Here is a 23,524-nt window from a genome sequence, read left to right as displayed (position 1 = left end):
AGCGAGGAACTCGCCCAGTCTGCGTAGCAAGCCGCCTGCAGGCCGACGTCTTCATCTGCGCCTGTACCAGCGCTTCTTTTTGTAGATACTTGCGCCCACTTGCACTTCGGTACGGCGCTGGGCAAGGTGCAGGCCGAACAAGTCACGCCAACCAAATTGCCAAGAAGGCCAATTTTGCGAAGTTCGCCTGTTCCTTGGAGAGCTGCATCGCGTAGCGGTACCATCCCGGAATGGCGATACTGTTGGCGAATTCCGCATAAGACTTCCGGACACCGTCTTCGAGCCGGCCTTGCGCCTGGATCTACCGGGTTTTGTCCTCCCTCAAGCGTCTTCGACGAGTTCGCCAACAGCATCAATGGTACCGTGACCCCAGGGTGAATAAGAGCAGCGCCGCCGGCCGGCGCATGTAAGGACCGAGAGTCCGTGACGGGCGGCTTGAGAGCGGAGCGAATCCCTCGATCCCGGACCATGAGTAGCCCTACGAGCTAAGTCGGCCATGGACGAGTGGCGTCGCCACTTCGACGTCAACTTCTTCGGGCACGTCGCGGTGGTGCGGGCGCTGCTGCCCGCCCTGATCGCCGGCGGCGACGGACGCCTCGTCAACGTCTCCTCGATCGGCGGACGGGTCGCCTTCCCGACCCTTGGCGCCTACGCCGCCGCGAAGTTCGCGCTGGAGGGCTTCAGCGACGCGCTCCGCCGCGAGGTCGGTCGGCTCGGGGTCAGGGTCATAGTCATCGAGCCCGGCAACATCGCCACGCCGATCTGGAACAAGACGATGGCGACCGTGGACGAGATGGCGGCCACCATGACCCCCGACCAGCAAGCGCGCTACGACGACCTCGTCGCCGCCGTACGCGATCAGGCGGAGGAACGGAGGAGCAGCGGCATCCAGCCGCCCGGTGTGGCGAGGGTGATCTCCGACGCCATCGAGGCGCGCAAGCCGCGCGCACGCTACCGCGTCGGGCGCGACGCGAAGCTGTTGGCGGTCATGTCGGGCCTGCTGGGCGACAGTATGTTCGACCGCATCGTCGCCAGGAACCTGGGCCTCACCTCCCGCCAAGGGACGGGGAGAGAAAGCGCGGCAGGGACGACGGCGAATACCGGCACCCGGATAGGGCAGGACGCGGCCCGAGGTTCGCGGTCGTGACCGACACGACGGCGCCAGATACCGCGCAGCAGGGCCCCGGACGGTTGCACGGAAAGGTGGCCCTCGTGACGGGCGCGCCCCGCAGCATCGGGCGGGCGATCGTCGAATCGTTGTCGGACGACGGCGCGAGCGTCGTCGTCCATTTCCGCAGCAGACGCGACGAAGCCGACGCCGCGGTCGCCGCCCTCCGTGGGCGCGGCGCTGAGGCGATCGCGAACGGCGGGGACCTCGCCGACGGCCGCAACGTCGCGGCGCTCTTCGCCGAGACCCGGGCTGCGCTGGGCGGCATCGACATCGTGGTCGCAAACGCCGGGGCGACGACGGCCCCGGCGCCCGTCGCCGACATCTCCGACAAGGACTTCGAGCGGCTCCTGTCGTCCAACACGCGGGCGACGTTCTACGTCCTGCGCCAGGCCGCCCGGACGGTCCGCGACGGCGGCCGGATCATCAACATCAGCTCCAGCTCGGTGCAGTTCGCCCCCGCCGGTTACGGCGCGTACGCCACGTCGAAGGCCGGGGCCAACACGACCATCGGCGTCCTCGCCAACGAGCTCGGTCCCCGAGGGATCACGGCCAACTCGATCATGGCCGGCCCCATAGACGCCGGCTTCCTCGACCCGTCGGGCGATCTCGTAAAAGGCGCACCGGACGGGACGATTGGGGCGTCCCTCCGACATCGGCGCCATCGCCGCGTTCCTCGCCTCTGCCGAAGCCGGCTGGATCAACGGCCAGGTCATCCTGGCCAACAACGGCGGGAGCGGCTGATCGCCACGCGCGTCGGTCGACCTTGCCGACCCGGCGTCGGTGGCGGAAGCGAGCCCTCCCAACGGGTAGCGGTACGCAGCAGACGGGGGCCGGGACGTAGCAGCCCCGGCCCTTCCCCTTGTTCCGTTCAGCCGAGTGCGTGGAAAGTGATAAGGGCTGCTGAAGAATAGCTTGTGTAAATGGAGTCCAACACCCTCGACCCACCCCGCACTCTGGGCGAAGATTCCGGTTATGAGAATGGGGGTGCGTACGGTTGCCGAGCCGCCCCGACGAGGCCCAGAGCTCGGGTCGGTGTCACCCGCCGCAAAGTAGCGACCGGGAAGTACGCCCGAACGCCACCGACGCCCGGTCCAACCGCGGGATTTCATTCGGGATCGTACACCATTATCCACCAGCGCTACATCTTGTGTCGTCGACCTCAGACGAGAAGCCCCAAAACCGCCCCTGTCATTACGGTGAGGGCCCTTCATCCACCATTCTGAATGCGAGGTTCGGAGAACGTGGACTCCAAGCAGTTGGCGAATGGCCTCAGTTTGCGGCTCCTGGCACGGACCCGAGCTCTGGGCCTCGTCGGGGCCGAGACACTAGTTCCGGCCCCACCGGTGGCTATTTTGTTACGGTCGGGTGCAGGAGGTCCCCCAGGCCGATGCGGGCGAGGAACTCGGCGCGGATGCGGTCGGCCACCGCGCTCACCACCTCGGCTCCGTCGTCGGCCGGGTCGACGTGGCTGCGGAACGGCCGCGTCCCGTCCGGCAGGGCGACGATGCGCGCGATCTCGTCGGAGACCTGCGTCGCGTCGGCGCCTTCCGGGGCCTGTTCGGCGAGCCTCTGGGCCACGGACTCCAGCATCCCACCGTAGAGCGCGTCGTACTCCGCCGCCCGCTCCTCGTCGGCCGGCCGGCCGGCATTGGCGAAGTGCTCCGTCCCGCTGGTGAACGAGCCAGGGACGACGATGGTCGTCTCGATGCCGAACCGGGCCAACTCGGCGGCGTAGCTGACAGCGAGGGAATCCATCGCCGCCTTGGCCGCGAAGTACGGGGCGAGGTAGGGCGGGGTGCCGCCCCTGGTGCTGGTGCTCCCGACCCACAGCAGAAGGCCGTGGCCCTGCTTTCGCAGGTGGGGTAGCGCGGCGCGGTTCAGGCGCTGGGTCGAGAGGACGTTGGTGTCGTAGACGCGCGAGATCTCCTCTGGCGTGAACGCCTCGGTCGGCCCGTTGACCATGTGGCCGGCGTTGTGGATGACCACGTCCAACCGGCCCGCCTCCTCGATGATCTCCGCGACGCCGGCGTCGACGGAGTCTTGCGACGACACATCGAGCTCGACAGTGCGCAGGTCCACGCCGTGCTCCTCGGCATACTCTTTGGCCTCGGCGACCCGGCCCGCGTTGCGGCCGGCCGTCTCGCGGATGCCGGCGTAGACGGTGTTGCCGCCGGCCGCCAGGGCGCGGGCGCTGAGCGCCCCGAACCCGCTGCCGGCCCCGCTGATAACGATGACTTTGCTGCTCATGATTCGTCTCCTTCGTTCTATCTATCGGGCGTTCTATGCGATGCCGCCGTTGGCGTAGACGACCTGGCCGTTGACCCAGCGGGCAGGACCCGCGAGGAACGCGACGGCTTCGGCCACGTCCTCCGGCGTGCCGAGGCGTTCCAGCGGCGCCATCTTGGCCATGTTATCGACGGTCTCCTCGTCCTTGCCGTCCAAAAACAGGGGGGTCGCGGTTGGCCCGGGGGCGACGGCGTTGACCGTGATGTCGCGACCCCGAAGCTCGCGGGCGAGGATCAGGCTGACCGCTTCGACGGCGCCTTTGGTGGCGGCGTAGGGCGCGTAGGTGGGCAGAGACAGCTTCACGACCGACGAGGAGAAATTGATGATCGCACCACCGCTCCGGACCCGCTGTGCCGCCAGCTGGTTGACCACGAACGTGCCGCGGAGGTTGGTGCGGATCGTGCTATCGAGGTCCGCGAGGTCGAATTCGGCCAGGGGAGCGAGGATCATGATGCCGGCGGTGTTCACTACGACGTCGACCCCGCCGAAGTTTTGCTCGACGGCGTCGAAGGCCTCCGCCATGTCCCGCTCGTCCGCGACGTCGCCGCCGACGGTCATCGCCCGGCCACCGGCGGTGGTTATGGCCTCGACTGTCTCGTCGGCCCGGGCTTGATTGCCAGCGTAGTGCACGACGACGGCCATGCCGTCCCGGGCGAGCCGTTCCGAAGTATCGCGGCCGATGCCGCCGGAGCCTCCGGTGACAAGCGCGACGCGGGTGGGTGTGTTGTCCACGATGTTTCCGTCCTTTCGTAGGGGACCAGATGCCTGCCGTGAGTATCCGGCTCGAAGGACGCGGCGGCGGTCACGAAATTGCCGTCGTTGAGCAGATTCTTGCTCTTTGGCATGGTTTCGGACCGTTCGGGACGGCTCTGGGGGATGCGCCTACCCGCGGAGGGCAGAAGGGGCGACGCCGAATTGGCGCCTGACGTGGTGGGCGAGGTGGCTCTGGTGGGTAAAGCCGACCACGCTCGCGACGTCGCCCACGGAGAGGTCGGTCTTCGAGAGCAGCTCCCTCGCCCGCTTTACCCTGCGCCCGATCACGTACTGGTGCGGCGTGAGGCCGGTCGAGCGCTTGAACTGCCTGGAGAAGTGGTAGCGGCTCAGGTTGGCGACCCCGGCCATCTCGGAGAGCCCGAGATCCATCGAGAGGTTGTCGTTCACGAAATCGGTCACGCGCCGGAGCGCGCTTCTGGGCAGCCCTCCCCTCCCGTCTGGCGCGGCCTGCGGGGAGGCGCCGTGGTTCCGCAGCAGGTGCGTGGCGAGCGCGGTCGCCAGGGCGTCGCCGTAGACCCTGCCGCCGGCGCCACCCGCCTCCATCTCGGCGAGCATCGCGAGGCCTATGTGCTTCACTGCGTCGTCGCGCCGATCCAGGCTGGGTCGAAGCTCGACCGCGTCGGCGTCCAGCCCGTTCTCCTCGGCCACGTGAGCGAGGAAAGCGGGGCCGAAGCGCATCACGAGCAGGTCCACGTCCTTGTCGAAGTGCCAGCCGACGGGCTGCCCAGAGGCCTTCACCGTGACGTCGCCTTTTTTCGTGATCCCCTCGTGCATCCCGCCGCCCGACCACCTCACCGACCGCACGGGCTGCCCCAGGTACAGGGAGACCGTGTTCTCGGGAAGGGCCGGGAAGTGGTGCTCGGTCGGCGCGTGCCGGAACCTCTCCGCGATCAGGCCGTTCCAGCCCAGTGACCTGCTCGCCAGGATCGGGGGATCCGGGTTGCCCTCCATCCGCGCCAGCACCCGCGCGCGAGTGGTATCTTCCCTGTGTGCTCGGATCGTGTCTATCATATGATGGCTCTCGAATCGAAGAAGTCGTATTTTACCTCTCGACACTTTCCTGACGTACCGACGGGCAGGAGATTTGTTTCGCTGCCTCAAAGGACGCAACAAGCTGTCGCCACCGAGGACTTCCCGCGCTGAGATCCTGCGCTCGTCACGTTCGGCGGCCGGGTCGAGCCAGAGATGATGATGCGCCCGATCCGGGTCAGGGTGTTTCCCGGAAACGAGGCACCGAGACTCGGTAGTGCAGCAGCGTCTGCGTCGTCAGCGTCGGCGCGTACTCGAGGTGCTGCTCGGGGACCGGCTCCAGCCCCGGGATCCGCTCCAACAGAACCTCCAGCGCCACTCGGCCTTCCAGCCGCGCGAGCGGGGCGCCGAGGCAGGAGTGCCTGAAGCGGCCGAAGCCCACGTGTTCGCCGACTTTCTCCCGGTAGAGGTCGAAGCGCTCGGGGTCGGTAAAGAGCGCCTCGTCGTGGTTGGCCGAGGCGAATAGCACGTGCAAGATGTCGCCGCTCCGGACCTGCGCCTCGCCGATCGTTACGTCGGCGGTCGCGCGACGGAACAGGCCTTTACTAGAACCACGACGGCGGAGCGTCTCCTCGACCGCCGCGGGCACGAGCGTCCGGTCCGCGAGCAACTGCTCCCAGAGTGGGCGGTCCTCGAGAAGGTAGTGGACCATGTGCGAGATAAGGTTGGCGGTCGTGTCGTTGCCCGCGATGACGAGCTCCAGCGCCAGCGTAACCAAGTCGTACGGGGCCACCTGCACGTCGCCCGTGTCGGCCGCCTGGACGAGCGCTGAGATCACGTCGTCGCGGGGCGCCTGGCGCCGCTCCTCGACCAGCGCCGCGCAGCGCTCGGTCATCGCCACCATGCGCTCGATGCGCCCGACGATCTGTGCGTCTGCCACGTCATCGTCCTCCCCGTCCCTCGCGGGGGTAGCCATCACGAGGAAGTCCTCGGTCCACTGGCGCAGGTCCGGTCCCTCGTCGGCCTCGAAGCCGAGGATGGACGTGATCACCTTTAGAGGGAGGGCGTTGGCGTATGCGACCATGAGGTCGACCTCCCCGCGTTCGGGGAAGCGGTCGACGAGCTGGTGGCAGGTGGAGCGGATAAACGGCTCGAGCGCCGCGACCCGTTCGCGCGTGAAGGCCTTCTGGGCCAACCTGCGGAGCTTCGTGTGCTCGGGCGGGTCGTGGGCCACGAGCATCCGGGGACGCCAGAAGCCCGGCGGTATCCGCGTCGCCAGTTCCTCGGGCAGCCTGGGCTGCCGCAGCGCGAAGGCCTCGGCCGACGAGAACGTCTCGGGGTCGCGGAGGACGCCCACGACGTCCTGGTACCGGGTCACCGACCACATGCCAAGGCGCTCGTCGTAGAAGACGGGGGCGGTGGCCCTGGCGTGGGCCCACATCGGGTAGGGGTTGGCCAACTGCCCGGGCGATAACGGAGCATAGCCGTCGAGATGCGGGCACCGTGGCCCCGCGTCGGCTCCCACATGCCCCGGGCCGTTCCCTTCGGTGTTAACGGTTGCCATGTTTATCTCCTCTCGTGCCGCTCAAGTACCCGACCGGCGAGTCGCGGCGAAGCGTGCGAGGGCGACGGCGATCAGGAGCGCGCCGCCGTTGAAGAGTTGCTGGACGTAGGAGGCCGCTCCGAGCTGCTGGAGGCCGGTGATCCCGACAGCCACGAGGTAGACCGCGATCAGGGTCCCGATCGCGTTGTAGCGGCCGGGGCGGATCGACGTCGCGCCCAGAAAGGCCCCCGCGAACGCCGGCAGCAGCGCCCCCAGGCCGATGGTCGGCGAGGATGCGCCCAGGATCATGACCGAGAGGCACCCGGATATCGCTGACAGCAGTCCGGCCAGCAGGAAGGCCTGGATGGTAACGCGCTCGGTTCGCACCCCGGCGAGCAACGCGGCGCGGGGGTTGCCGCCGGTCGCGTAGCACGAGCGTCCCCACGCCGTGTACTCGAGCGTCAGCCACAGGGCCGCGCAGGCCAGAACGACGTATATGAAGGGCAGCGGGATGCCCGCCACGTTAGCGCGCCCAAGCGACAGGAACCACGCGGGCATCTGGCCGGAGATCGTCACGTCCCCGGTCAACCATTGAGTGGCGCCGAGGACGAGGATCCCGACGGCGAGCGTCACGATAAACGAGTCGAGCTTGACCTTCGCCACCAGGACGCCGTTGAGCAGACCGACCAGGAGTCCGACCGCGAGCACGGCCCCCACGGCGAGAATGGCAGACGTCCCCATGTTGACGATCAAATAGGCGCACAGGCCCTGGGCGAGCCCGAACTGAAAGCCGATCGATATGTCGATGTGGCCAACGATCAGCGGCAGCATCGCCGCAAGAGCCAGCAGGGCGATCGTGGATTGCGTGGACGCGATCGTCTGGGCATTGGCGAAGGTCGGGAAGACGTCGGGGTTGACGGTCGAAAACAAACCGATGACGGCCAAGAGCACGGCGACGAGCGCGTACTTGTACATAACGGAACGCACGACGTGCCCGAGCCCACCGCGTACCTGGTCGGCGTCCTCGGAATTCGCCGGTGCCTGCGATTCGGTTGACGTGGGGCTCACGTTTGATCCTCCTTCGACGCGTTTTGGTCGGGTGTGCCGTAGCTCGCCCGGGCGAGCCCGTCAGGGGTAAGCTGGTCGCGCGGCAACTCGGCCTCGACGCGCCCGTGGCGCATGACCAGCACCCGATCGGCCTGGCTTGCGACCTCCGCGAAGTCGGTAGAGGCCAGAACGATCGAGGTGCCGCTGTCGAGGGTTTCGCGCAGGAACCCGTGAAGTTCCAAGCGGGAGCCGACATCGACGCCCGCGGTCGGGTCGTCGAGGACCAGTAGCCTGGGCTTGGCGCGGAGCGCCCGGCCGAAGATCACCTTCTGCTGGTTGCCGCCGCTCAACGCGGCCAGCGGCCTCTCGACCGCGCCGCGGGGACGAACATCGTACTTTTCTGCGAGTCGGGTCGCGGAGACCCGCTCGCGCCACGGAACCCGCACGAACGGGTCATCGGTATCCGGCCCCTGCCGTCGCGACAGGAAAAAGTTCTCGCGGATGGCCATCTCGGGGACCGCCCCCTCGAGGCGGCTGCCGGGCACGTAGGAAACCCCCATGCCCACGAGGCGGTGCGGCTCCCCGAGCGGAAGAGGTTTGCCGTCCAGCCGTGCCGTGCCCCGGTCGGGCTTCGCCGCGCCGCCCAGCAGGCGGGCGACCTCTCGGGTGCCACTGCCGATGAGACCGCAGATCCCAAGGATCTCTCCAGCGGCAACCTCGAAGCTGATCGGCCCGGCGAGACCGGCGCTGAGTAGATCGCGTACCTGCAGACGCACCGGCCTCTGGCCGTGTGCGCTGGTTTTGTCGACGGCACCCGGCGGCGCGAGTGCACCGCCCAGGATCCACTCCACAACCTCGTCGTGGCTAGTCTCTGCCACCGGCGCCGTGGCCACTCGCCGCCCGTCACGCAGCACCGTCACCCGGTCGGCGAGCTCGAATACCTCTTCGAGGCGGTGGGTGACGTAGACGTAGCCGACACCCCTCTCCTGGGCCACCCGCAGAGAGTCCGCGAGACGGTCGAACTCGGGCGCCGGAAGGCTCGCGCTGACCTCGTCGAGCACGATGATTCGCGCGCCGCGGGACACGGCGCGCGTGACGGCCACCATGACCTTCTCGTCCTGGGACAGATCGCCGACCAGAGCCTGCGTAGATACGGCGGTCCCAACGTCTGCCAGCAGCCGGGCGGCCCGACGTTCGGTTTCGCGAAACGAGATGAGCCCGTGATGCCGCTCGTAGCCCACCTCCAAAGCGAGATTCTCCGCGACGCTGAGCTGATCGACGAGACCAAGGTCCTGATGCACGAAAGCCAGCCCGAGCCTCGCCACGTCGGCCGGCGAGGCTCGGCGCGCCACCTCCTCGCCGGCGACGAGGATATCGCCGGTGTCGCGCTGAATCGCCCCCGCCAAGATTTTGATGAGCGTAGATTTCCCCGCTCCGTTCTCACCGAGCAGGGCGTGGATCTCTCCGCGCCGAAGGGTGAAGTCCACATCGGCGAGCGCCGTATGCCCGCCGAAGTGCTTGCCCAGCCCACGGATCTCGAGGACGGGATCCTCCATTAGCGGCCCCAAAGTTTCTTGAACTCGGCCTCGTAATCGACGTCCCCGTCCCAGCCCTCGCCCGACGGCACGTTGGACTCGTCGAACAGGCGCTGCGGTAGGACCTCGCTGTCGACGGGCTCGCCGGCGAACTGACGCGCCAAGAGGTCAGATGCCGCCCAGCCGCCCCAAGGTGGGACGGTAGCCAGGTCCACGGCCTGCTCGCCGCTTTGGACGGCTCGGATGCCGTTGGGGTCACCCTCCGCGCTGACCAGCTTGACCTGCCCGGTCTTGCCGGCCTGGCGGATACCCTGGCCGGCGAGGATGCCGCTGGAATCGAACGGTGCCACGACGTGGGTGATGTTCGGATTCCGCTGCAGCGCGGAGGTCACGGCAGGCGCGAGTTCCTGGCCCATCGTCCCGATGCTCAACTGGACCGTGTCGGCGACTTCGCAGTTGGGACACTGGTCCTTGAGCTCCTTGACCAGCGCCTCGTTGCGTTGCACAAGTTCCGGGAACGCCTTCTCGTTGAGCATGAGGACGCTCGCGTCGCCGCCCGAGTCCTCGATGATCCAATCGGCCAGGATCTTCCCGCCCTCCACGTGATCGGTGGAGACGTAACCGTCCACGGTCGGACCCGGGAGCTTCGGGATGAAGGTCGAGATCACGGGGATGTCCGCGGTCTTTGCCTTATCCAGCGCGCCCTGCACCAGCTGCGGGTTGATCGCCAGCAACACGATGCCGTCCGCCTTGGTCACGATGGCCTGCTGGATGGAACTGTTCCAGACTCCTGGGTCACCCTTGCCGTCGACGACCGTGACGTCCCAGCCGAGCGCCTCGCCGGCCTGCTGCACGCCGATGCCACCCTGAACGCAGCCGTAGCCCTGCGAGCTGCAGGTAATAGCGACGATCTTCTTGCTGGTGGGCGCCTTTATGCTCTCGGTTGGGCCGGGCCAGTTCTTGACGGGTGACTTGGCGTTTTCCACCCTCTGCGATACCGCGGCGGGCACCGTGCCGGAGCCGCCACCGGAATCACCACCCCCGGAACCGCCGCCACACGCCGCCACGCCGAGCACGGCCATAGCGAGAAGTACGACGATGCCGACTCGACGCATCGATACACTCATCTCGTCCTCATCTCCTTCGGTGGTCTGCCCAGGTTGCTGTCGCCCGGTGACTCGGGCTCCGAGAGCCCAACTGGGCTGATCTGATCGGCGGATTCCACGGTCAGCTGGCGGACGAGCTCGTCGACGAGCGCCGGCAACTCTTCCAGCGAAGCCCCGCCGAACACGTAAAAGTCCGGGCGGTTGACCACGACCTCGATGCCGCGTTCGGCGAAGTAGGCCGCATACTGGCCGTCAACGTCGATTGCATCGCCCTCGACGCCGGATGCTACGTGGGCGAACGTGGTCCCGACACTCTCCAGGAAATCGATTTGGGCGTCGCTTAGCACGCTTCGCGGGTGGCCAACCGCGCTGATGACCTGCCACTGGTCGCCCGCTCCGAACAGATCGTCGAAGAGGCCCGCCTCGCCGTCACGCTCGACCCGTCCCTGCAAGCCCAGCTCGCCCGCGGGCGCGGCCGGCTGGCCGACGAGATCCCGCGCCATGATCCCGCCCACGAGCTGCGGGAAATCGGGCATGGGCGGACGCCAGCCGGCGCGGAAGCGCTCGTCGCGCTCCCTGGCGGCCTCGGGGTCCAAGGTTCCCGGGATCTTCCCGGCTTCGAGCGAAATGACCGTCCAGTCGTAGGTATGCGGGCGCCGCTCTTGCTGGTAGGTGTTCAGGAACTCAGCGGGCGCCAACCCGCGCAGCACGAGGTCGAGTTTCCAGGCCAGGTTCTTCGCGTCGCGCATGCCCGAGGCCATCCCCTGGCCCATGAACGGCGGCATCGTGTGCGCCGCGTCGCCCATGAGGAAGACGCGTCCACGCTTCCACTCCTGGGCGATGCGCGCCTCGAACGTGTAGACGAGCTGGCGCACGAACTCCACGTCGTCGGGGGTAACGCCGAGGTCGCCCAGAAGCCGCCACGCCACCTCGGGACGTTCGAACTCCTCGACGGTCTCGCCCGGCAGGAGCGCCCACTCCCACCGCCGGTGCCGCTCGCCCAGCGGAAGGATAGTGGTCGGCCGCCTCGGGTCGCAGATCTGGCCGCAATCGAACTCGAAGTGCAGGTCGCGCTTCTTACGCGCGTCGACGACGAGCCACTTCTGATTGAATCCCAGGTCCTCCCGTTCGATGTCGAGCCAGCGGCGAACCGCACTATTGGCTCCGTCGGCGGCGACCACGTAGCGGCCACGCAGCGTCCTGGCCTCGTCGGTAACGACGGGGGCGGCGACGCCGGGTACCCGCTCGGTCTTCTTGATAACAACCTCGACGTGGTCGTCGTGCTCTCGGAGCTCGACGGCCGCCCACCCCTGAAAGATGTCGACGTTGGGGTCTCCCCGCATGCGCTCCGCCAGCGCGTCTTCGAGTACGGGCGAGTACTGCATGTAGTCCGAATGCCAGCCGGAGATGCCCTTGGCCCCCCAGTCGAACTCGAGCAGCGTCTCGCCGTCGGCGTTCACCCACACGTACTCGAGCGTCGGATAGGAATCCTCGAGAACGGGCCCGTGGCATTCCAGAGACTGGAGTATCCGCATGATCTCGTGGTCGATGTGGCCGGCTCGCGGCAGCCCGTAGAGGTTCTCGTGCTTCTCCACCACCGCGATACTGTGGTCCGTCTGTCCCATCACGGCGGCCATCGTCAGCCCGACGGAGCCCATACCGATCTGAACGACGTCGTGGATCTCGTCCATCTGTATTTTCTCCTCTCCCTGGCGATCCGCGGGACCGCCTGCTTCGTTTACTCTCTCCAGCCCGACACCAGTCGCTCCCGCATCAGGGCGACCGCTTCGGACCAGACCTTCTGCGTATCCTCGTCGCTGCGCCGGTACGGGCCTCCCCCGGGCCCGTCGCCCATGAGGTCTCGCACCTGCTCGGGATTGGATCTCCTCAGCGCGTCCGGGTCCACCAGAGGCTTGCGCCCCTCGGGTACCTCGACGCCGGGCAGGCGCACGGCCTCGAAGTTTTCAACCCACGAGGAGTGACTGACCTCGTCGATGCTCTGCGCCAGGCCCCAGATCGCCGGGTCGATCAGCCAATTGTGGAAGAGCACCTGGGTATCAGGGTGCTCTCCTACCCATTCGCTCGCGACCGCGGACGCGGGCGTGTTGCCGCCGTGGCCGTTTACAAGCATGATGCGACGGAACCCCTGGTTGCTAAGCGAGTCCAGCAGGTCCCGGACCAGCGCGGCGTACGTCGAAACCCTCAGGTTGATGGTGCCGGGGTAGGCCGTGAAGGTCGGGGTCAGGCCGAAAGGCAACGCCGGCAGCACCGGCACGCCTTCGGGTTCGGCCGCCTCGACGCTGGCACGCTCCGCCAGGATGGCGTCCACGCCGAGGGAAAGGTAGCCGTGCTGCTCGGTGGAGCCGAGCGGCGCCAGCACACGATCGTCGCGCCGCAGGTAATCCTCGACTTGCATCCAGTTGGTGTCCCAGAGCCTCACTAGCGCCCGCCCCCCGTCGGCCGTCCGGTCCGCTCCTCGCGGATGCGGCAGGTCAGGGCGTGGCCGAGCATGAGCTCGCCCTCGGCGATCGCGCCGGCTGACGGCGCCACTTGATCCGTACCCTCCGCCGTGACCTTCTGGTAGGTAACGGTCTTGGTGAACTTCCCGACCCACAAGCCGCCCGTGTAGCGGGAGGTCTTATTCGTCGGCAGTACGTGGTTGGTGCCTATGGCCTTGTCCGAGTAGGCCACGGTCGAGTGCTCGCTCAGGAAGAGGGAGCCGTAGTTGGTGAGATGATCGAGGAACCAACCGGGGTCCCTGGTCTGAATCTCCAGGTGCTCGGTTGCGACCTCGTCAGAGACGCGCACCATCTCTTCGTCGTCCTCACATACGATGACCTCGCCCAGGTCGCGCCAGGCCTTTCCCGCGATCTCTTTTGTGGGCCAGTCGCCTTCTATCCACCTATCCACCTCCCTCAAGGTTTCCTCGGCCACCTCGCGCGAGGATGTGATGAGGACCGCGGGCGAGGTGGGACCATGCTCGGCCTGGCCGAGGAGATCGGCGGCAAGGAGGTGGGGATCGGCGGAGTCGTCGGCGATTATGGCGATCTCGGTCGGGCCTGCGAGGAGGTCAATACCTACGGTCCCGAAGAGCTGGCGCTTGGCCTCGGCGACGTAGGCGTTGCCGGCTCCCACGATCATGTCCACCGGCTCGACTTCCTCGTAGCCGAAGGAGACCGCCGCCAGGGCCTGTACTCCCCCGAGGCACAGGATCTGATCCGCCCCCGAGGTCGCCATCGTGTAGAGCATCGGCTCGTAGATGCCGTAAGGTTTGCCGTTTTCGTCCTTGCGGGGGGCCGCTGCCGCGACGACCCTGCTCACCCCCGCGACCTTCGGGACGGACACGGTCATGATGGACGAGGCAAACATCGGGTAGAGCCCGCTCGGCGTATACGAGCCAACGGCGTTCACCGGGATCTGCTTCTGCCCGAGGACCACTCCGGGCAACGTCTCCTTCTCGAAGTTGACGAGCGTCGCCTTCTGTAGCCTGGCGAAGTTCTCGACCTGCTCTTTGGCGAACTCGATATGCCCCTTGAGCTCATCGTCCACCGAGTCGGCGGCCTTCTTGATCTCCTCCTCGCCCACCACGAACGACTCGGGATTCCAGCCGTCGAGCTGCTCGGAGTAACGCCGTATAGCAGCCAGTCCCTCCTTCTCCACGTCGAGCAGTATCTTGCTGACGGTGTCCTTGATCCCCTGCGTGACTTGCTCACCTACGGGCTCGGCTCTCTTCAGGTACTCCATGCTCTTCCTCCTATACTCGTTATTGAGCCGTCCAGCCGCCGTCGACCAGAAGGCTGGTACCGGTGACCATCGCGGCTGCCGGCGAGGCCAGAAAAACCGCCGCGCCCATCACGTCCTCGATCTGGGCCAATCTGCCCAGCGGAATGCGCGAGAGCGTGTCCTTCTTGAATTCCTCGTCCTCGAAAAACGGTCGCGTCATCGGTGTCTCCACGAACGTCGGTGCCAGGCAATTGACCCTGATGCCATACGGCGCCAGCTCCACGGCCATGGCCTTCGTGAGCCCTTCGAGGGCATGCTTGGTGGTTACGTACACCGTACGCCTTGCGGCTCCCACGTGTCCCATCTGGGAGGTGACGTTGATAATGGACCCACCCTCGCCGCGTTCGATTATCTTCCTGGCGGCGGCCTGGGCTACGAGAAAGGCACCCTTCACGTTCAGCGCGAGCATTTTGTCGAGGTTCTCCTCGGAGACCTCCAGGAAAGGCTCCGGTACGTTCGTCCCGGCGTTGTTGACGAGGACGTCGAGCCTTTCCAACGAGCCGATGGCCGTCTCCACTTGCCGGGTATCGGTGACATCGCAAACCACCCGCCACGCCCGGCGATTCAGGTCCTCGATCTGCTCGGCTACCTGCTCGATCCTGCCGGAGCCCCGGCCCAGGAGGACCACGTCCGCGCCTGCCTCGGCCAGCGCCAGGGCATAGCCTCGTCCCAAGCCCCCGCCTGCCCCGGTAACGGCCGCCACCCGCCCGTCGAGGCGCAGGGACGGCGTCTTTGGACGCCGCGTCTCGGCCGTCGGCCCAGCGTCTGAGATCTCCGACCGCGTCGAGAGTCTCTCACCCATGGCTTATCCGGGCGCGGGTCAGGTCGGTGCCGCCGTTCACGAACTCCTCCGGCGGAGGCGGGTTGCCCCACCTGTTCACCGAGAGCGGCTCGTCCGGCCACGTTCGGGGCACGTAGGCGTCCTCATTCTCCACCCTCATAATGTTGGCGGAGTACTCGACGATCACCCCATCGTCGTCCAGGAAGTAGCAGAAGTAGTTGTCGCCGATGCCGTGATGGCCCGGACCCCACAGGAACGTCTTGTTGTTGCGCATCAAGTGGTCGCCGGTGCGCGCGATGGAGGAAAAGTCCTCGATCTGCCAGGCGTAGTGCTGGAGCTGGTCCTTCTCATCGCGAATGAGGCTCACCCCATGATGCTCGGGAGAGCACCTGAGCCAGGAGATAGAGTCCCCAGAGCGGTCGGAGAGTCTGAACCCCAAAACCTTCTGGAAAAACCCCTCCATCCTTTCCTTGTCCGAGACCTTGAGGGTGATGTGCTCGAACTTGCGCGGGCGCGCCCCGATAGTGTTGTAGTGGGGAGGCTCGTCCGCGGCCATCCCGTGGAAGAGCTCGAAGAGGAAGCCGCCGGGGCCGACGAATCGCAGGGCGCCATCTAACCCTGGTTCCTCCGGCTCCTCGCTCACGATCGTGACGTCCTCCTCCTTGAGAACCGCCTCGCGCGCTGTCCGCAAATCTTCGTCGTTCCTCACCTCGAAGGCCAGGTGGTCGCAAGCAACCTGCTCGCCTTGAACGAGGACCAGCTCATGGTGGCGCTCGTTGCAGGTCAGATACGACGAGCCATCAACCCGCTCTACCTCGCGCAGGCCCATGATCTCCTCGGCGTGCCTCACCGAGCGTTCGAGGTCTGAAACCCTGATTCCTACGTGTCCGATCCGGTGCACCATCGCTCCTCCAGCCATTGCTCGCCGCCCCTCCGCTCCCTACGCCTGCTTCTGTTCTACATTTGCCGACTGCGACTCAGCCCCCCCGCGAAGCCCATCGGGTCCCACAACCGGGTTGTGCAAGACTCCGAGGCCCTCGATTTCGACTTCGACGATGTCCCCCTCACCCAGGAGCAGCGGAGGGTTGCGCTTGAAGCCCACGCCGGAAGGAGTTCCGGTAGCTATGATGTCCCCGGGCTCGAGCGTCATGAGCTTGCTGATGAAAGCAATGGTCTCCCGCACAGAGAAAATCATCATCGAGGTGTTCGTCCGCTGAACCGTCTCGCCGTTGACCCGGGTACGGAGCTCCAGGGCCTGCACGTCCTCGATCTCGTCGGCTGATACCAGTGCCGGGCCACAGGGTGCGAACGTGTCTATGGCCTTTCCCGCCATCCACTGACTCGTCTGGAGCTGCAGGTCGCGCGCGCTCACGTCGTTGAAGGGCATGTAGCCGGCGACGTAATCTAGCGCGTCATCCTGGGCAACTTCCTTGCACCTACGGCCGATCACCACCGCCAATTCTCCTTCGTAGTCGACCTTCTCGCTGGCCCGCGGCAGCACTATGGGTGCCCCTTGCCCTACGAGCGAGTTGCGGAACTTCGCGAACAGCATAGGCGCCGCCGGCGCCTCCAAGGAAGCCTCCGCGGCGTGCTCCTTGTAGTTGAGCCCCAGGCAGATGATCTTCTCGGGGTCGGGTACGGGAGGTCCCAGAACAACATCCTCCGCAGCGAACACCCCGGATGCACCGTCGGCACCACGCGAAACCAGTCCATCGGCCGCGGCCTCCAGCGTCCGCAGCCGTTCCTTATCGAGGCCCAGCACTCGCCGACTAGAGAGTAAATCTTCGGGCGAACCGTCGTGGTTATCGTCGGACCAAATACCGGCCTCGCGCCCCGCCGCGTACGCGTCGACCACCGAACCTCCAACCCAGATTCCGGGCCTGAGTCTCCCCTCCGCCTCGTATGTGACCAACCTCACGACGACCTCCTTACCGTCAGCTTGCGCACTCCGCCTACCAAAAGCGCGTGTGTAGTATGCGAAGCACGGAGCAGATGGACCTGCTCCCTGGAACCGCATTGGTATGGCCGGACCACGGATGGCTGGCAATCCCAGCGTGACCTACAGCAAGTCTCCGTACATTTATGGGTCTGCGGCACCTTTCCCCTTTCCGTCACAGACGAGTTATCTGTGCGCAGTACATATAACTGTATGCAGTAATAAGCTCTGTGTCAATAGCGCTTGGATTGATTTTTACTAAGGCCGCTTGGCAGAGACCCTTTTAAACCCGCTTAGAACTTGGGATATGACAACATTATTCGGGTCGGACGCCGAATCTAATAAAGGCCTTGTTCTCTCCGGGTGGACGATTGCCAGGGAGGTTATGCATCTATGTGCGAAGGGGAAGCCTTTAGTTGAGCATGTACTTGAACGGCTTGTGCCTACTCGCCCAACGGTACTTGGAGTGCTGGGCGGCGCCGGTGATTTCGGTGTCCGTGCCGAGCTTGGTCGGGTCCTGGAGCCGCGGGTTGGATCTCCCGGGCACTACTGGTCACATTAGGCTACAAATGGTCGCACTGCACCAGGCCGGCACCCACACCACCACCGAGATCGCCGAGCTCTTCGGCGTCGCCCGCTCCACCGTCTACCGCGCCATCCAACGAGCCGGCACCTGAGCTAGCGTGTCCTCACCCGGTGGTGCGTTGACCCGTTGAGACTGCCAGGTTTTCGAGCGCGGTGACTTCCGTGGTTTCGAGGCGGTATCGACGAACGCATCGCTGTCGCCTCTAGCACCACTCGCATCGTGTACAGCTCTTCGGCATCCGTCGCGGAGAGTCCGGAGAAGCTATCGTGGCCGTCGTCGGTAGAGGTCATCGGCCGGCTGAAGCGCCCGGGGGCGTCCGACGGGAAGTCCCCCGGTAGCGCGATACGTACCTTACGATCTCGTTCCAAAAAAGGAGCGACCTGCCGTGGCTCAAGACCGCCCCACTGACGGAGACGAACGCGCGCCGATGGTGTCACACCGAACTTCCAAATGGCTCATCAGGACCGACGAGATGCTCGAGGGTCTCGCGGAGCGCCTCGGGCTTGTAGGATGAGTCAATGAACTCCATCACCTCGAAGGCGGTCTGCGCTAGGTGCGCGCCGAGGCGTCTCGCGCCCGTTTCGGCGTTGTGGGCTTTGGCCGCATCGACGATGAGGCGGTGCTCGTAGGCCACGCGCAGCTTAACCTCGGGTACCCGTGTGGCGTGGAGCCTGCGGTATCGCTCTGCATGATCCGAAAGTTGCGACAATGTGATGCTCACGCGGTCACCCGCGCCTCCGACAAGTAGGCTATGGAAGGCACGATGCGGAACCTCCCAGCGCTCGAAATCGTCTTGCTCGTCAAAGTGTGTCATCTGCGCGAGTTCGCCCTCAAGAGAGGCGATGTCTTCGGGGGAAAGCCGCGGGATAGTCAGTCGGATGGCCGTGGACTCGAGCGTGACGCGCATGATATAAAGCTGCTCGAGGTCGGACAGAGAGAAACCCGCCACCCGCACCCGCCGGTTGTGCTCGGACTCAATCAGCCCCTCGCGCTGTAGCATGCGTAACGCCTCGCGCAGCGGTGTGCGGCTAACTCCAAGGTCACGAGCCAACTGGACCTGGGAGACTACGGCCGCCGGCGGCAACTCACCTCGTAGAATTGCCCTGCGGATACGGTCGTGCACAGCGTCGACATTCTGAGGTTCAATACGCCCTGTCGTTGCTTCTCCTTCCCAAGCAACACCACTTCTACTTGTCGTAAGTCAACTCCGTATGAAGGCGCGGGCCGCCCGCACCCCGCCGATCCCTCTTAAAACCCACTGCCCTCTAGCTACCGGCACCGCATCTCAGGCACGAGAACCATAGGGTCGTCTCTGTATGCAATCCATTCATTTGTATACAGACTATAAGGCTACGCGAAGGGGACGTCAAGAGTAGGCTTACGATGGTTGCCTCCGAGAGATCAAGGAACCGGCAGCCAGCGTAGGCTGTCGAGCGGCGAGGGTACTATTGCCTTGCGGGTGGTGCCACGGAGGAGGAAGATATGAACCGGTTGGTGGACGCCCTGTTCGACCTCACCCCAGAGGTGCGCTACGTCGCCGTCCACAGGCACGGCGAGCTGTCCTCGCGCAGGCTCGGCATATTCACGGACTATTGAGGTCGGAAGGCATGGAGCGAAAGATCTCCCTCGGCACGCCCCGGATGACCCCGCAAGCGTTCTCCGCTAAGTGGGCGGACGCCCGTCTCAAGGAGAGGGCGGGCTCCCAGGAGCACTTTATAGACGTCTGCGCCCTCTTCGGAAAACGTCCCTTTGGATTCGTCATTGCGCATCCTTATTCAGGCCCACTACATCTTGTGGTCGAACCTCCCCCACCGAGGGCCTCGAAACCCCATTTATCGGTCGATTATGTCGCTTTTCATGCAGCTTTCTGGATCTGAACTTCCGACTTGTTTAACTCCAGCTAGGAGCTTGGTGGTCTGCAGCCACTAAGCTTCTAGGGTACCGGTTTTAGGGATCGCTCGCGAACTTCCTGTCGCCCGTACGATGGGCTGGCTTGTTCTCGGCTTGCGTCCCGCCGGTGCCCGCGGCGAGTGGGGTGACTCAACAGAGGTGTGAATCGTAGACCCAAAGTCGGATTGTCCTCCACGCGCCACGATGACGGTGCTCTCGGCTGAAAGGAGGTCATGCGGCATGCAGGTGATCATCGGCGTCGATCCCCACGGGTGGCCGCGTCCGATCCGCACGCCGCGGCGCCGTACGCCAGCACCGCGAGCAAGAACGTCCCCGCGCATCACCTCGCGGTTCCGCGTGGGCTTTCTTCACACTCCACGACCATCCCCCTTCGCCCCCCCCGCCCCACGGTCCGTTGCGCTTGCCTGCGGTCCGCCGCCTGTTCCCGCTCCGCTTTGGGCCCCACCGTTGGTGTCTAGGCGGAGTCTCAGCGCCCGACGACGGACGGCGCGCTGATCCTCGTGCCTCTTTCGGTACTGGGGGGACATGTCCTGGGGCTCCCAGTCGTGGGCGTGGTCGAGGATCACCTCGACCCCTACCATGCCGGGGAGCCCACCCAGCCGCTTCTCCGCCTCCCTGGCGAAGGGAACGCCCATGAGGCAACCCGGCTCGGTTACCCCGATCCCGACCCTGACGACCGCCCCGCCGGAGCCGTCGCGCACCTCGAGGGAACGCACCAGCCCCATGTCCACGAGCCCGGCCGGCATCCCCGCCGTGGCGCTGCACGGGTCCACTATGGCGTTCAACGCGGACCGTACGGTCGCTTCGTTCACCACTCGACTCCTCCCTTCGTCCCAAACGGCAGCCCCCTCGAACGGTGGATACCCCCGTCGATGATCACGGACCGACCGGTCGCGTAGCCCGAGCCCTTCGAGGCGAGGTAGGACACCGGGCCGGCCACGTCCTTGGGGCGCTTGATCCGCTTCGGGGCGACCATCTGGTCGACGTACTGTTGACGTACCGGCCCATCGAGGACACCACGCGGTATCCTTCACCGTTCCGTACCTTCTTCCTCACCGGATCAGCGCCCATTTCGTGACGAACCGCCGCTCCAGGCCCCGGCACACCCGCCCGGGTGTGTAACCCCTACCGGAAGCTGCGCGACTGGGCCCGGCGCAACGGGATGGGCCACTACTCGCCCGAGCGGCTCGGGAGGCCCTCGGCCGACGTCTACACGGAGTACATGGCCGCCCTCGAGGAGGAGCGCTCGCTGACGGAGGCCAAGACCGGCTTCGGGAGTGGTTTCTCCGCGGCAACGGCCGTAGGAACGCTCCCGGGCCTCACTCAGCAAGCTCCCCGTTCTTCGGACAGCCTTCCGCTCATCGAAACCCGGGGCTTCGTGCCCGCGGCGGGCTGCGCCGGCAGGCGGCCGAGGATCGCCAGCCGCTCGGTTGAGCGCAGGCGCCGGGACACGGGCTTGAGATGCTCCCACAGCTCGACGCGAACCCCGTCATCGCCGAGAAAGACCCGCGCGTGGGTCAGCACGAACTCCGGGACGAAGACGGGCGGCTGGCCGAGGTGCGCCCGGACGGGACGGAGTTGCCTCAGCCAGCAGCCGGAGTTCACGATGACCGCGTCGTCCCCGGGTTCCCTGGAGAGCCTTGAGAGCGAGGGGGCGTGGGTGTGCCCCGAGACGAAGACGTCCATCTCCCGGCCGCGGACGTCCCGCCCCGCCGGGGGTCGCGCGTCGGAACGCAGGAGGGCTTCGATCCTCTCCGGGGCAGGGCCCGCCTCCTGCGCCGTGGCCCGTTCCCCGGGCACGGTGGAGGCCACGGACGAGATGGCCCGGCTCGCCGCACGGCGGACCGCGAGGAAGAAGAGGACGAGCACGGTGACGAGGAGCAGCGCGTCCCAGGCGATCTCCCCGAACAGGCTCTGCAGCCCCGGCAGCGCGGCGGAGCTGTCCCAGAAGGAAACGGCCTGGTCTCCGTCGGGCGAGACGGCGATCCCGTACGCGACCGTCCTGTACGAGGCGTACCCGACGAGCAGCGGCAGCAGCAGGTAACGCGCCACCCGGCCGAGCAGGTCGTAGAAGACGCGCCCGGCCACCCACTGGGGGATCGTCGCCAGCGGGTAGACCATGCCTATGTCCCGCAGGTGGAGGTCCCTGCCGATGCGTCCCACCGGCGAGATCCTGCGCACCACGTCGGTGACGATGTGGTCCCCGAAAGGCGTGTCCAGAGGGTCCTCGTAGTCCGTTATGGTGTTGGCCGGATCGAACTGGTTGCCGTGCTCGCAGTAGACGAGGCTTTCGGGGGCGGACTCGAAACGGGCGGCGTAGGAGAGGGCGAACTCGTGGACGAGCCCATCCTCGCGCAACGTACGCCGGATCTCCGGGTTCCACCACGCTTCGGCGTCGTGGTTGCCCGGCAGGTACACGACCCGGCGGTCGTCGCCGCCGGCGAAATGGCGCAGCGCGGAGAAGAGCTCCCGGTACCCGGGGCGCGAGATCGTCGCCGAGGCCCGGTTCTCCCCGGGGGGCACGTCGCCGATCTTGAGGAAGTCGAAGAAGTCCCCGGCGAGCACCAGCTCCACGGGGCCGGCGTGGCCGGCGAGCTCCGCGAAGAGGGCCGCCAGGTCTTCCGGCGATTCGAAATAATCCTGGCCCTCATCGCCGCCGATGTGGGTGTCCGACACGAAGACCACCAGCGTGCCGTCCCGCAGCGTCCTCGTGCCGGGCGTGGGCCCGTTAGCGTCCCTCATCGCGGCTTCCATCGTTCGAGCTTCCGCCGCGCGTTCGCCAGGGCGTGCGCAGCGCGGTTTCGGGTTCCAATGAAGCGCCTGCCGTAGACCTGCCAGAGCCCCCCCAGAAAGAGGGCGTCGAAGCGGCCGACGGCGGCGACGCGGGCCGCCAGCGAGTCCCCGCCGGCCCGGAAGGTGGCGAGCTGCCTCGCGAAGTCCCAAGGCCAGAGACGCAAGATGCCCGAGGCGACCGGCTCCGTCGCCGGGTCGTCTTCCTCCACGTGACCCCGCGACACCCGGACGTAAAGGGTCGTCGTGTCGCGCCAGGGGCGGGAGCCGGAGCCCGCCCCGACGAACTTGGTGCCGGAGAGCGTGAGGGGGTGCCCGACGCCGTCCCGGAAAAAGAGCCTGTAGAGCATGCGCTTCCGACCCGGACCGTCCTCGTCGACGAGGAGGTTGAAGTCGCCCCTCTCCACCGGCAGCCGGCCGCCGAGGGCCTCGCACCTCACCCAGCCCCGGGCGGTCGCCGCGCGACGGTCGTCCGCGGCGAAGCGGTCCAGGTCCTCGACCTCGATGGTGAGGTGGAACATGAGGCGCGTCCCCGACGCGCGCCCCTCCCGGGCGCCGCGTTCGTGGTCCCGCTCCCCGAACGAGACGTGGCCCCTCATCTCCTCGGTGAAGCGCACGCCGGTGGGGTTTCCCGTCCGCCGGTTCATCCGGTCGAAGTGTCTCTATTTTGCAGGATCCCGTCGGCGAAGCGGTCCGCGAGGGCCGCGATGGTCAGGCTCGGGTTGGCGCCGACCGGACCCGGCATCACCGCGCCGTCGGCCACGTAGAGGCCTGGGTAGCCGAAGACCTCGCCGTAGGAATCGACCACGCCCTCCCTCCCGTCGCGGCCCATCGGGCAGCCGCCTAAAGGGTGGACGGTGAGCAGGCGGTTCAGGTCCGTCACGATGCGGCCGAGGAAGTGGAGCGGGTCGTGCACGAACCTGGCCCCGAGGGCGTCGGACATCCTGCGCGACGCCTCCCTGACGCGGTCGAAGTGCGCGCCTGACTTGCGGTGCTTCCAGTCTATGTCGAGCCTGCCCGAGCGCAGCGTCATGCGCCCGTTCGGGAGGTCCCGGCCCATGCCGAGCAGCGGGAGCACCCCGGCGGAGAGCCCCGTGTTGCCGAGCACGTCCGAGAGCTCCGCGCTCAGGTTGGGGTCCGCGCTCTCCCCGAACCAGTCCCACAAGAAACGTCGCTTGACGAGGCGCCAGAGCGGCCCCGGGAGGCCGAACACCTGCAGCATCCAGGCCAGGTGCTGGGGGAAGCCGGCGTCCTCCAGGTAGAAGCCCCGCCCCTCCCCCCCCTCGGCCTCGTCCGCGCCCCTGAC

The 23,524-nt window shown here is 66.5% G+C and carries 22 protein-coding genes and 2 pseudogenes; 4 read left to right on the top strand and 20 right to left on the bottom strand.

What is annotated here, in order from left to right; all coding sequences use genetic code 11:
• Positions 1-496: 496 nt before the first annotated feature.
• The 3 genes and pseudogenes from QZX79_RS16785 to QZX79_RS18635 all read left to right on the top strand — a co-directional run bounded on the left by QZX79_RS16785 (position 497) and on the right by QZX79_RS18635 (position 1,912).
• Positions 497-1,147, top strand: a complete 651-nt coding sequence (locus tag QZX79_RS16785) for an SDR family NAD(P)-dependent oxidoreductase (RefSeq protein ID WP_294570086.1) — start codon at positions 497-499, stop codon at positions 1,145-1,147.
• A pseudogene (locus QZX79_RS18640) lies at positions 1,144-1,746 on the top strand (SDR family NAD(P)-dependent oxidoreductase); the annotation flags it as partial. The gene QZX79_RS16785 and the pseudogene QZX79_RS18640, both read left to right, overlap by 4 nt.
• Before the next feature lie 58 nt (positions 1,747-1,804).
• Positions 1,805-1,912 (top strand): hypothetical protein, encoded by a 108-nt coding sequence (locus QZX79_RS18635; protein WP_366485101.1) that lies wholly within the window; start codon positions 1,805-1,807, stop codon positions 1,910-1,912.
• A 606-nt stretch (positions 1,913-2,518) separates the two neighbouring features.
• On the opposite strand, the gene QZX79_RS16775 is transcribed toward QZX79_RS18635, so the two are convergent.
• The 14 genes from QZX79_RS16775 to QZX79_RS16710 all read right to left on the bottom strand — a co-directional run bounded on the left by QZX79_RS16775 (position 2,519) and on the right by QZX79_RS16710 (position 17,478).
• Positions 2,519-3,418 carry an SDR family oxidoreductase gene (locus QZX79_RS16775; RefSeq protein WP_294570082.1) on the bottom strand — a complete coding sequence of 300 codons (900 nt, stop codon included), beginning with the start codon at positions 3,416-3,418 and terminating at the stop codon, positions 2,519-2,521.
• 33 nt (positions 3,419-3,451) lie between these two features.
• A complete protein-coding gene (locus QZX79_RS16770; RefSeq protein ID WP_294570080.1) occupies positions 3,452-4,189 on the bottom strand; it encodes an SDR family oxidoreductase in 738 nt (245 codons plus the stop codon).
• Between the two features lie 150 nt (positions 4,190-4,339).
• Complete coding sequence (locus QZX79_RS16765) at positions 4,340-5,182, bottom strand: helix-turn-helix domain-containing protein (RefSeq protein ID WP_294570078.1); 843 nt, start codon at positions 5,180-5,182, stop codon at positions 4,340-4,342.
• 256 nt (positions 5,183-5,438) lie between these two features.
• Positions 5,439-6,764: a cytochrome P450 gene (locus QZX79_RS16760; RefSeq protein ID WP_294570076.1), complete on the bottom strand. Its 1,326-nt coding sequence runs from the start codon at positions 6,762-6,764 to the stop codon at positions 5,439-5,441.
• A 21-nt stretch (positions 6,765-6,785) separates the two neighbouring features.
• On the bottom strand, positions 6,786-7,811 hold the full coding sequence (locus QZX79_RS16755; RefSeq protein WP_294570074.1) for an ABC transporter permease: 1,026 nt from the start codon (positions 7,809-7,811) through the stop codon (positions 6,786-6,788).
• Entirely contained in the window at positions 7,808-9,346 is a 1,539-nt protein-coding gene (locus QZX79_RS16750) for a sugar ABC transporter ATP-binding protein (RefSeq protein WP_294570072.1), read from the bottom strand. The genes QZX79_RS16755 and QZX79_RS16750 overlap by 4 nt, the downstream gene beginning before the upstream one ends.
• Positions 9,346-10,452, bottom strand: a complete 1,107-nt coding sequence (locus tag QZX79_RS16745) for a sugar ABC transporter substrate-binding protein (protein ID WP_294570070.1) — start codon at positions 10,450-10,452, stop codon at positions 9,346-9,348. Before QZX79_RS16745 ends, QZX79_RS16750 begins: the two co-directional genes overlap by 1 nt.
• Positions 10,449-12,122, bottom strand: coding sequence for a bifunctional 3-(3-hydroxy-phenyl)propionate/3-hydroxycinnamic acid hydroxylase (locus QZX79_RS16740; protein WP_294570068.1), 1,674 nt, complete (start codon positions 12,120-12,122; stop codon positions 10,449-10,451). The genes QZX79_RS16745 and QZX79_RS16740 overlap by 4 nt, the downstream gene beginning before the upstream one ends.
• A gap of 47 nt (positions 12,123-12,169) precedes the next feature.
• The gene (locus QZX79_RS16735) at positions 12,170-12,847 is read right to left on the bottom strand and encodes a creatininase family protein (protein ID WP_294570066.1); all 678 of its coding nucleotides are present in this window, start codon (positions 12,845-12,847) and stop codon (positions 12,170-12,172) included.
• Positions 12,848-12,870: 23 nt separating this feature from the next.
• On the bottom strand, positions 12,871-14,175 hold the full coding sequence (gene hisD / locus QZX79_RS16730; protein ID WP_294570064.1) for a histidinol dehydrogenase: 1,305 nt from the start codon (positions 14,173-14,175) through the stop codon (positions 12,871-12,873).
• 19 nt (positions 14,176-14,194) lie between these two features.
• The gene (locus QZX79_RS16725) at positions 14,195-15,016 is read right to left on the bottom strand and encodes an SDR family NAD(P)-dependent oxidoreductase (RefSeq protein WP_294570061.1); all 822 of its coding nucleotides are present in this window, start codon (positions 15,014-15,016) and stop codon (positions 14,195-14,197) included.
• Positions 15,009-15,899 (bottom strand): VOC family protein, encoded by an 891-nt coding sequence (locus QZX79_RS16720; protein WP_294570059.1) that lies wholly within the window; start codon positions 15,897-15,899, stop codon positions 15,009-15,011. The genes QZX79_RS16725 and QZX79_RS16720 overlap by 8 nt, the downstream gene beginning before the upstream one ends.
• Positions 15,900-15,935: 36 nt before the next feature.
• Positions 15,936-16,913, bottom strand: coding sequence for a fumarylacetoacetate hydrolase family protein (locus QZX79_RS16715; protein ID WP_294570057.1), 978 nt, complete (start codon positions 16,911-16,913; stop codon positions 15,936-15,938).
• Between the two features lie 430 nt (positions 16,914-17,343).
• A complete protein-coding gene (locus QZX79_RS16710; protein ID WP_294570055.1) occupies positions 17,344-17,478 on the bottom strand; it encodes a hypothetical protein in 135 nt (44 codons plus the stop codon).
• 22 nt (positions 17,479-17,500) lie between these two features.
• Here QZX79_RS16710 and QZX79_RS16705 point away from each other — a divergent pair.
• Positions 17,501-17,608, top strand: a pseudogene (locus QZX79_RS16705) (helix-turn-helix domain-containing protein); the annotation flags it as partial.
• 342 nt (positions 17,609-17,950) lie between these two features.
• Here the strand turns inward: QZX79_RS16705 and QZX79_RS16700 are convergent.
• From QZX79_RS16700 to QZX79_RS16675, 6 genes are all read right to left on the bottom strand, one after another.
• Positions 17,951-18,640 carry a GntR family transcriptional regulator gene (locus tag QZX79_RS16700; protein WP_294570053.1) on the bottom strand — a complete coding sequence of 230 codons (690 nt, stop codon included), beginning with the start codon at positions 18,638-18,640 and terminating at the stop codon, positions 17,951-17,953.
• Between the two features lie 1,135 nt (positions 18,641-19,775).
• Positions 19,776-20,240 (bottom strand): metal-sulfur cluster assembly factor, encoded by a 465-nt coding sequence (locus tag QZX79_RS16695; protein WP_294570051.1) that lies wholly within the window; start codon positions 20,238-20,240, stop codon positions 19,776-19,778.
• Positions 20,237-20,455, bottom strand: coding sequence for an SDR family oxidoreductase (locus tag QZX79_RS16690; RefSeq protein WP_294570088.1), 219 nt, complete (start codon positions 20,453-20,455; stop codon positions 20,237-20,239). Before QZX79_RS16690 ends, QZX79_RS16695 begins: the two co-directional genes overlap by 4 nt.
• Before the next feature lie 296 nt (positions 20,456-20,751).
• Positions 20,752-22,170, bottom strand: coding sequence for a metallophosphoesterase (locus QZX79_RS16685; RefSeq protein ID WP_294570049.1), 1,419 nt, complete (start codon positions 22,168-22,170; stop codon positions 20,752-20,754).
• A complete protein-coding gene (locus QZX79_RS16680; protein WP_294570047.1) occupies positions 22,167-22,865 on the bottom strand; it encodes a hypothetical protein in 699 nt (232 codons plus the stop codon). The genes QZX79_RS16685 and QZX79_RS16680 overlap by 4 nt, the downstream gene beginning before the upstream one ends.
• Positions 22,862-23,524, bottom strand: a 663-nt coding sequence (locus QZX79_RS16675; RefSeq protein WP_294570045.1) for a GMC family oxidoreductase, incomplete at its 5' end; no start/stop codon positions are given. The genes QZX79_RS16675 and QZX79_RS16680, both read right to left, overlap by 4 nt.

It is taken from the genome of uncultured Arthrobacter sp., assembly GCF_902805515.1.
Taxonomy (GTDB): Bacteria; Actinomycetota; Actinomycetes; order Actinomycetales; family Micrococcaceae; genus Arthrobacter_D.
Note: the sequence above shows the minus strand (reverse complement) of the source record. Positions and strands in the feature narration are given on the sequence as shown.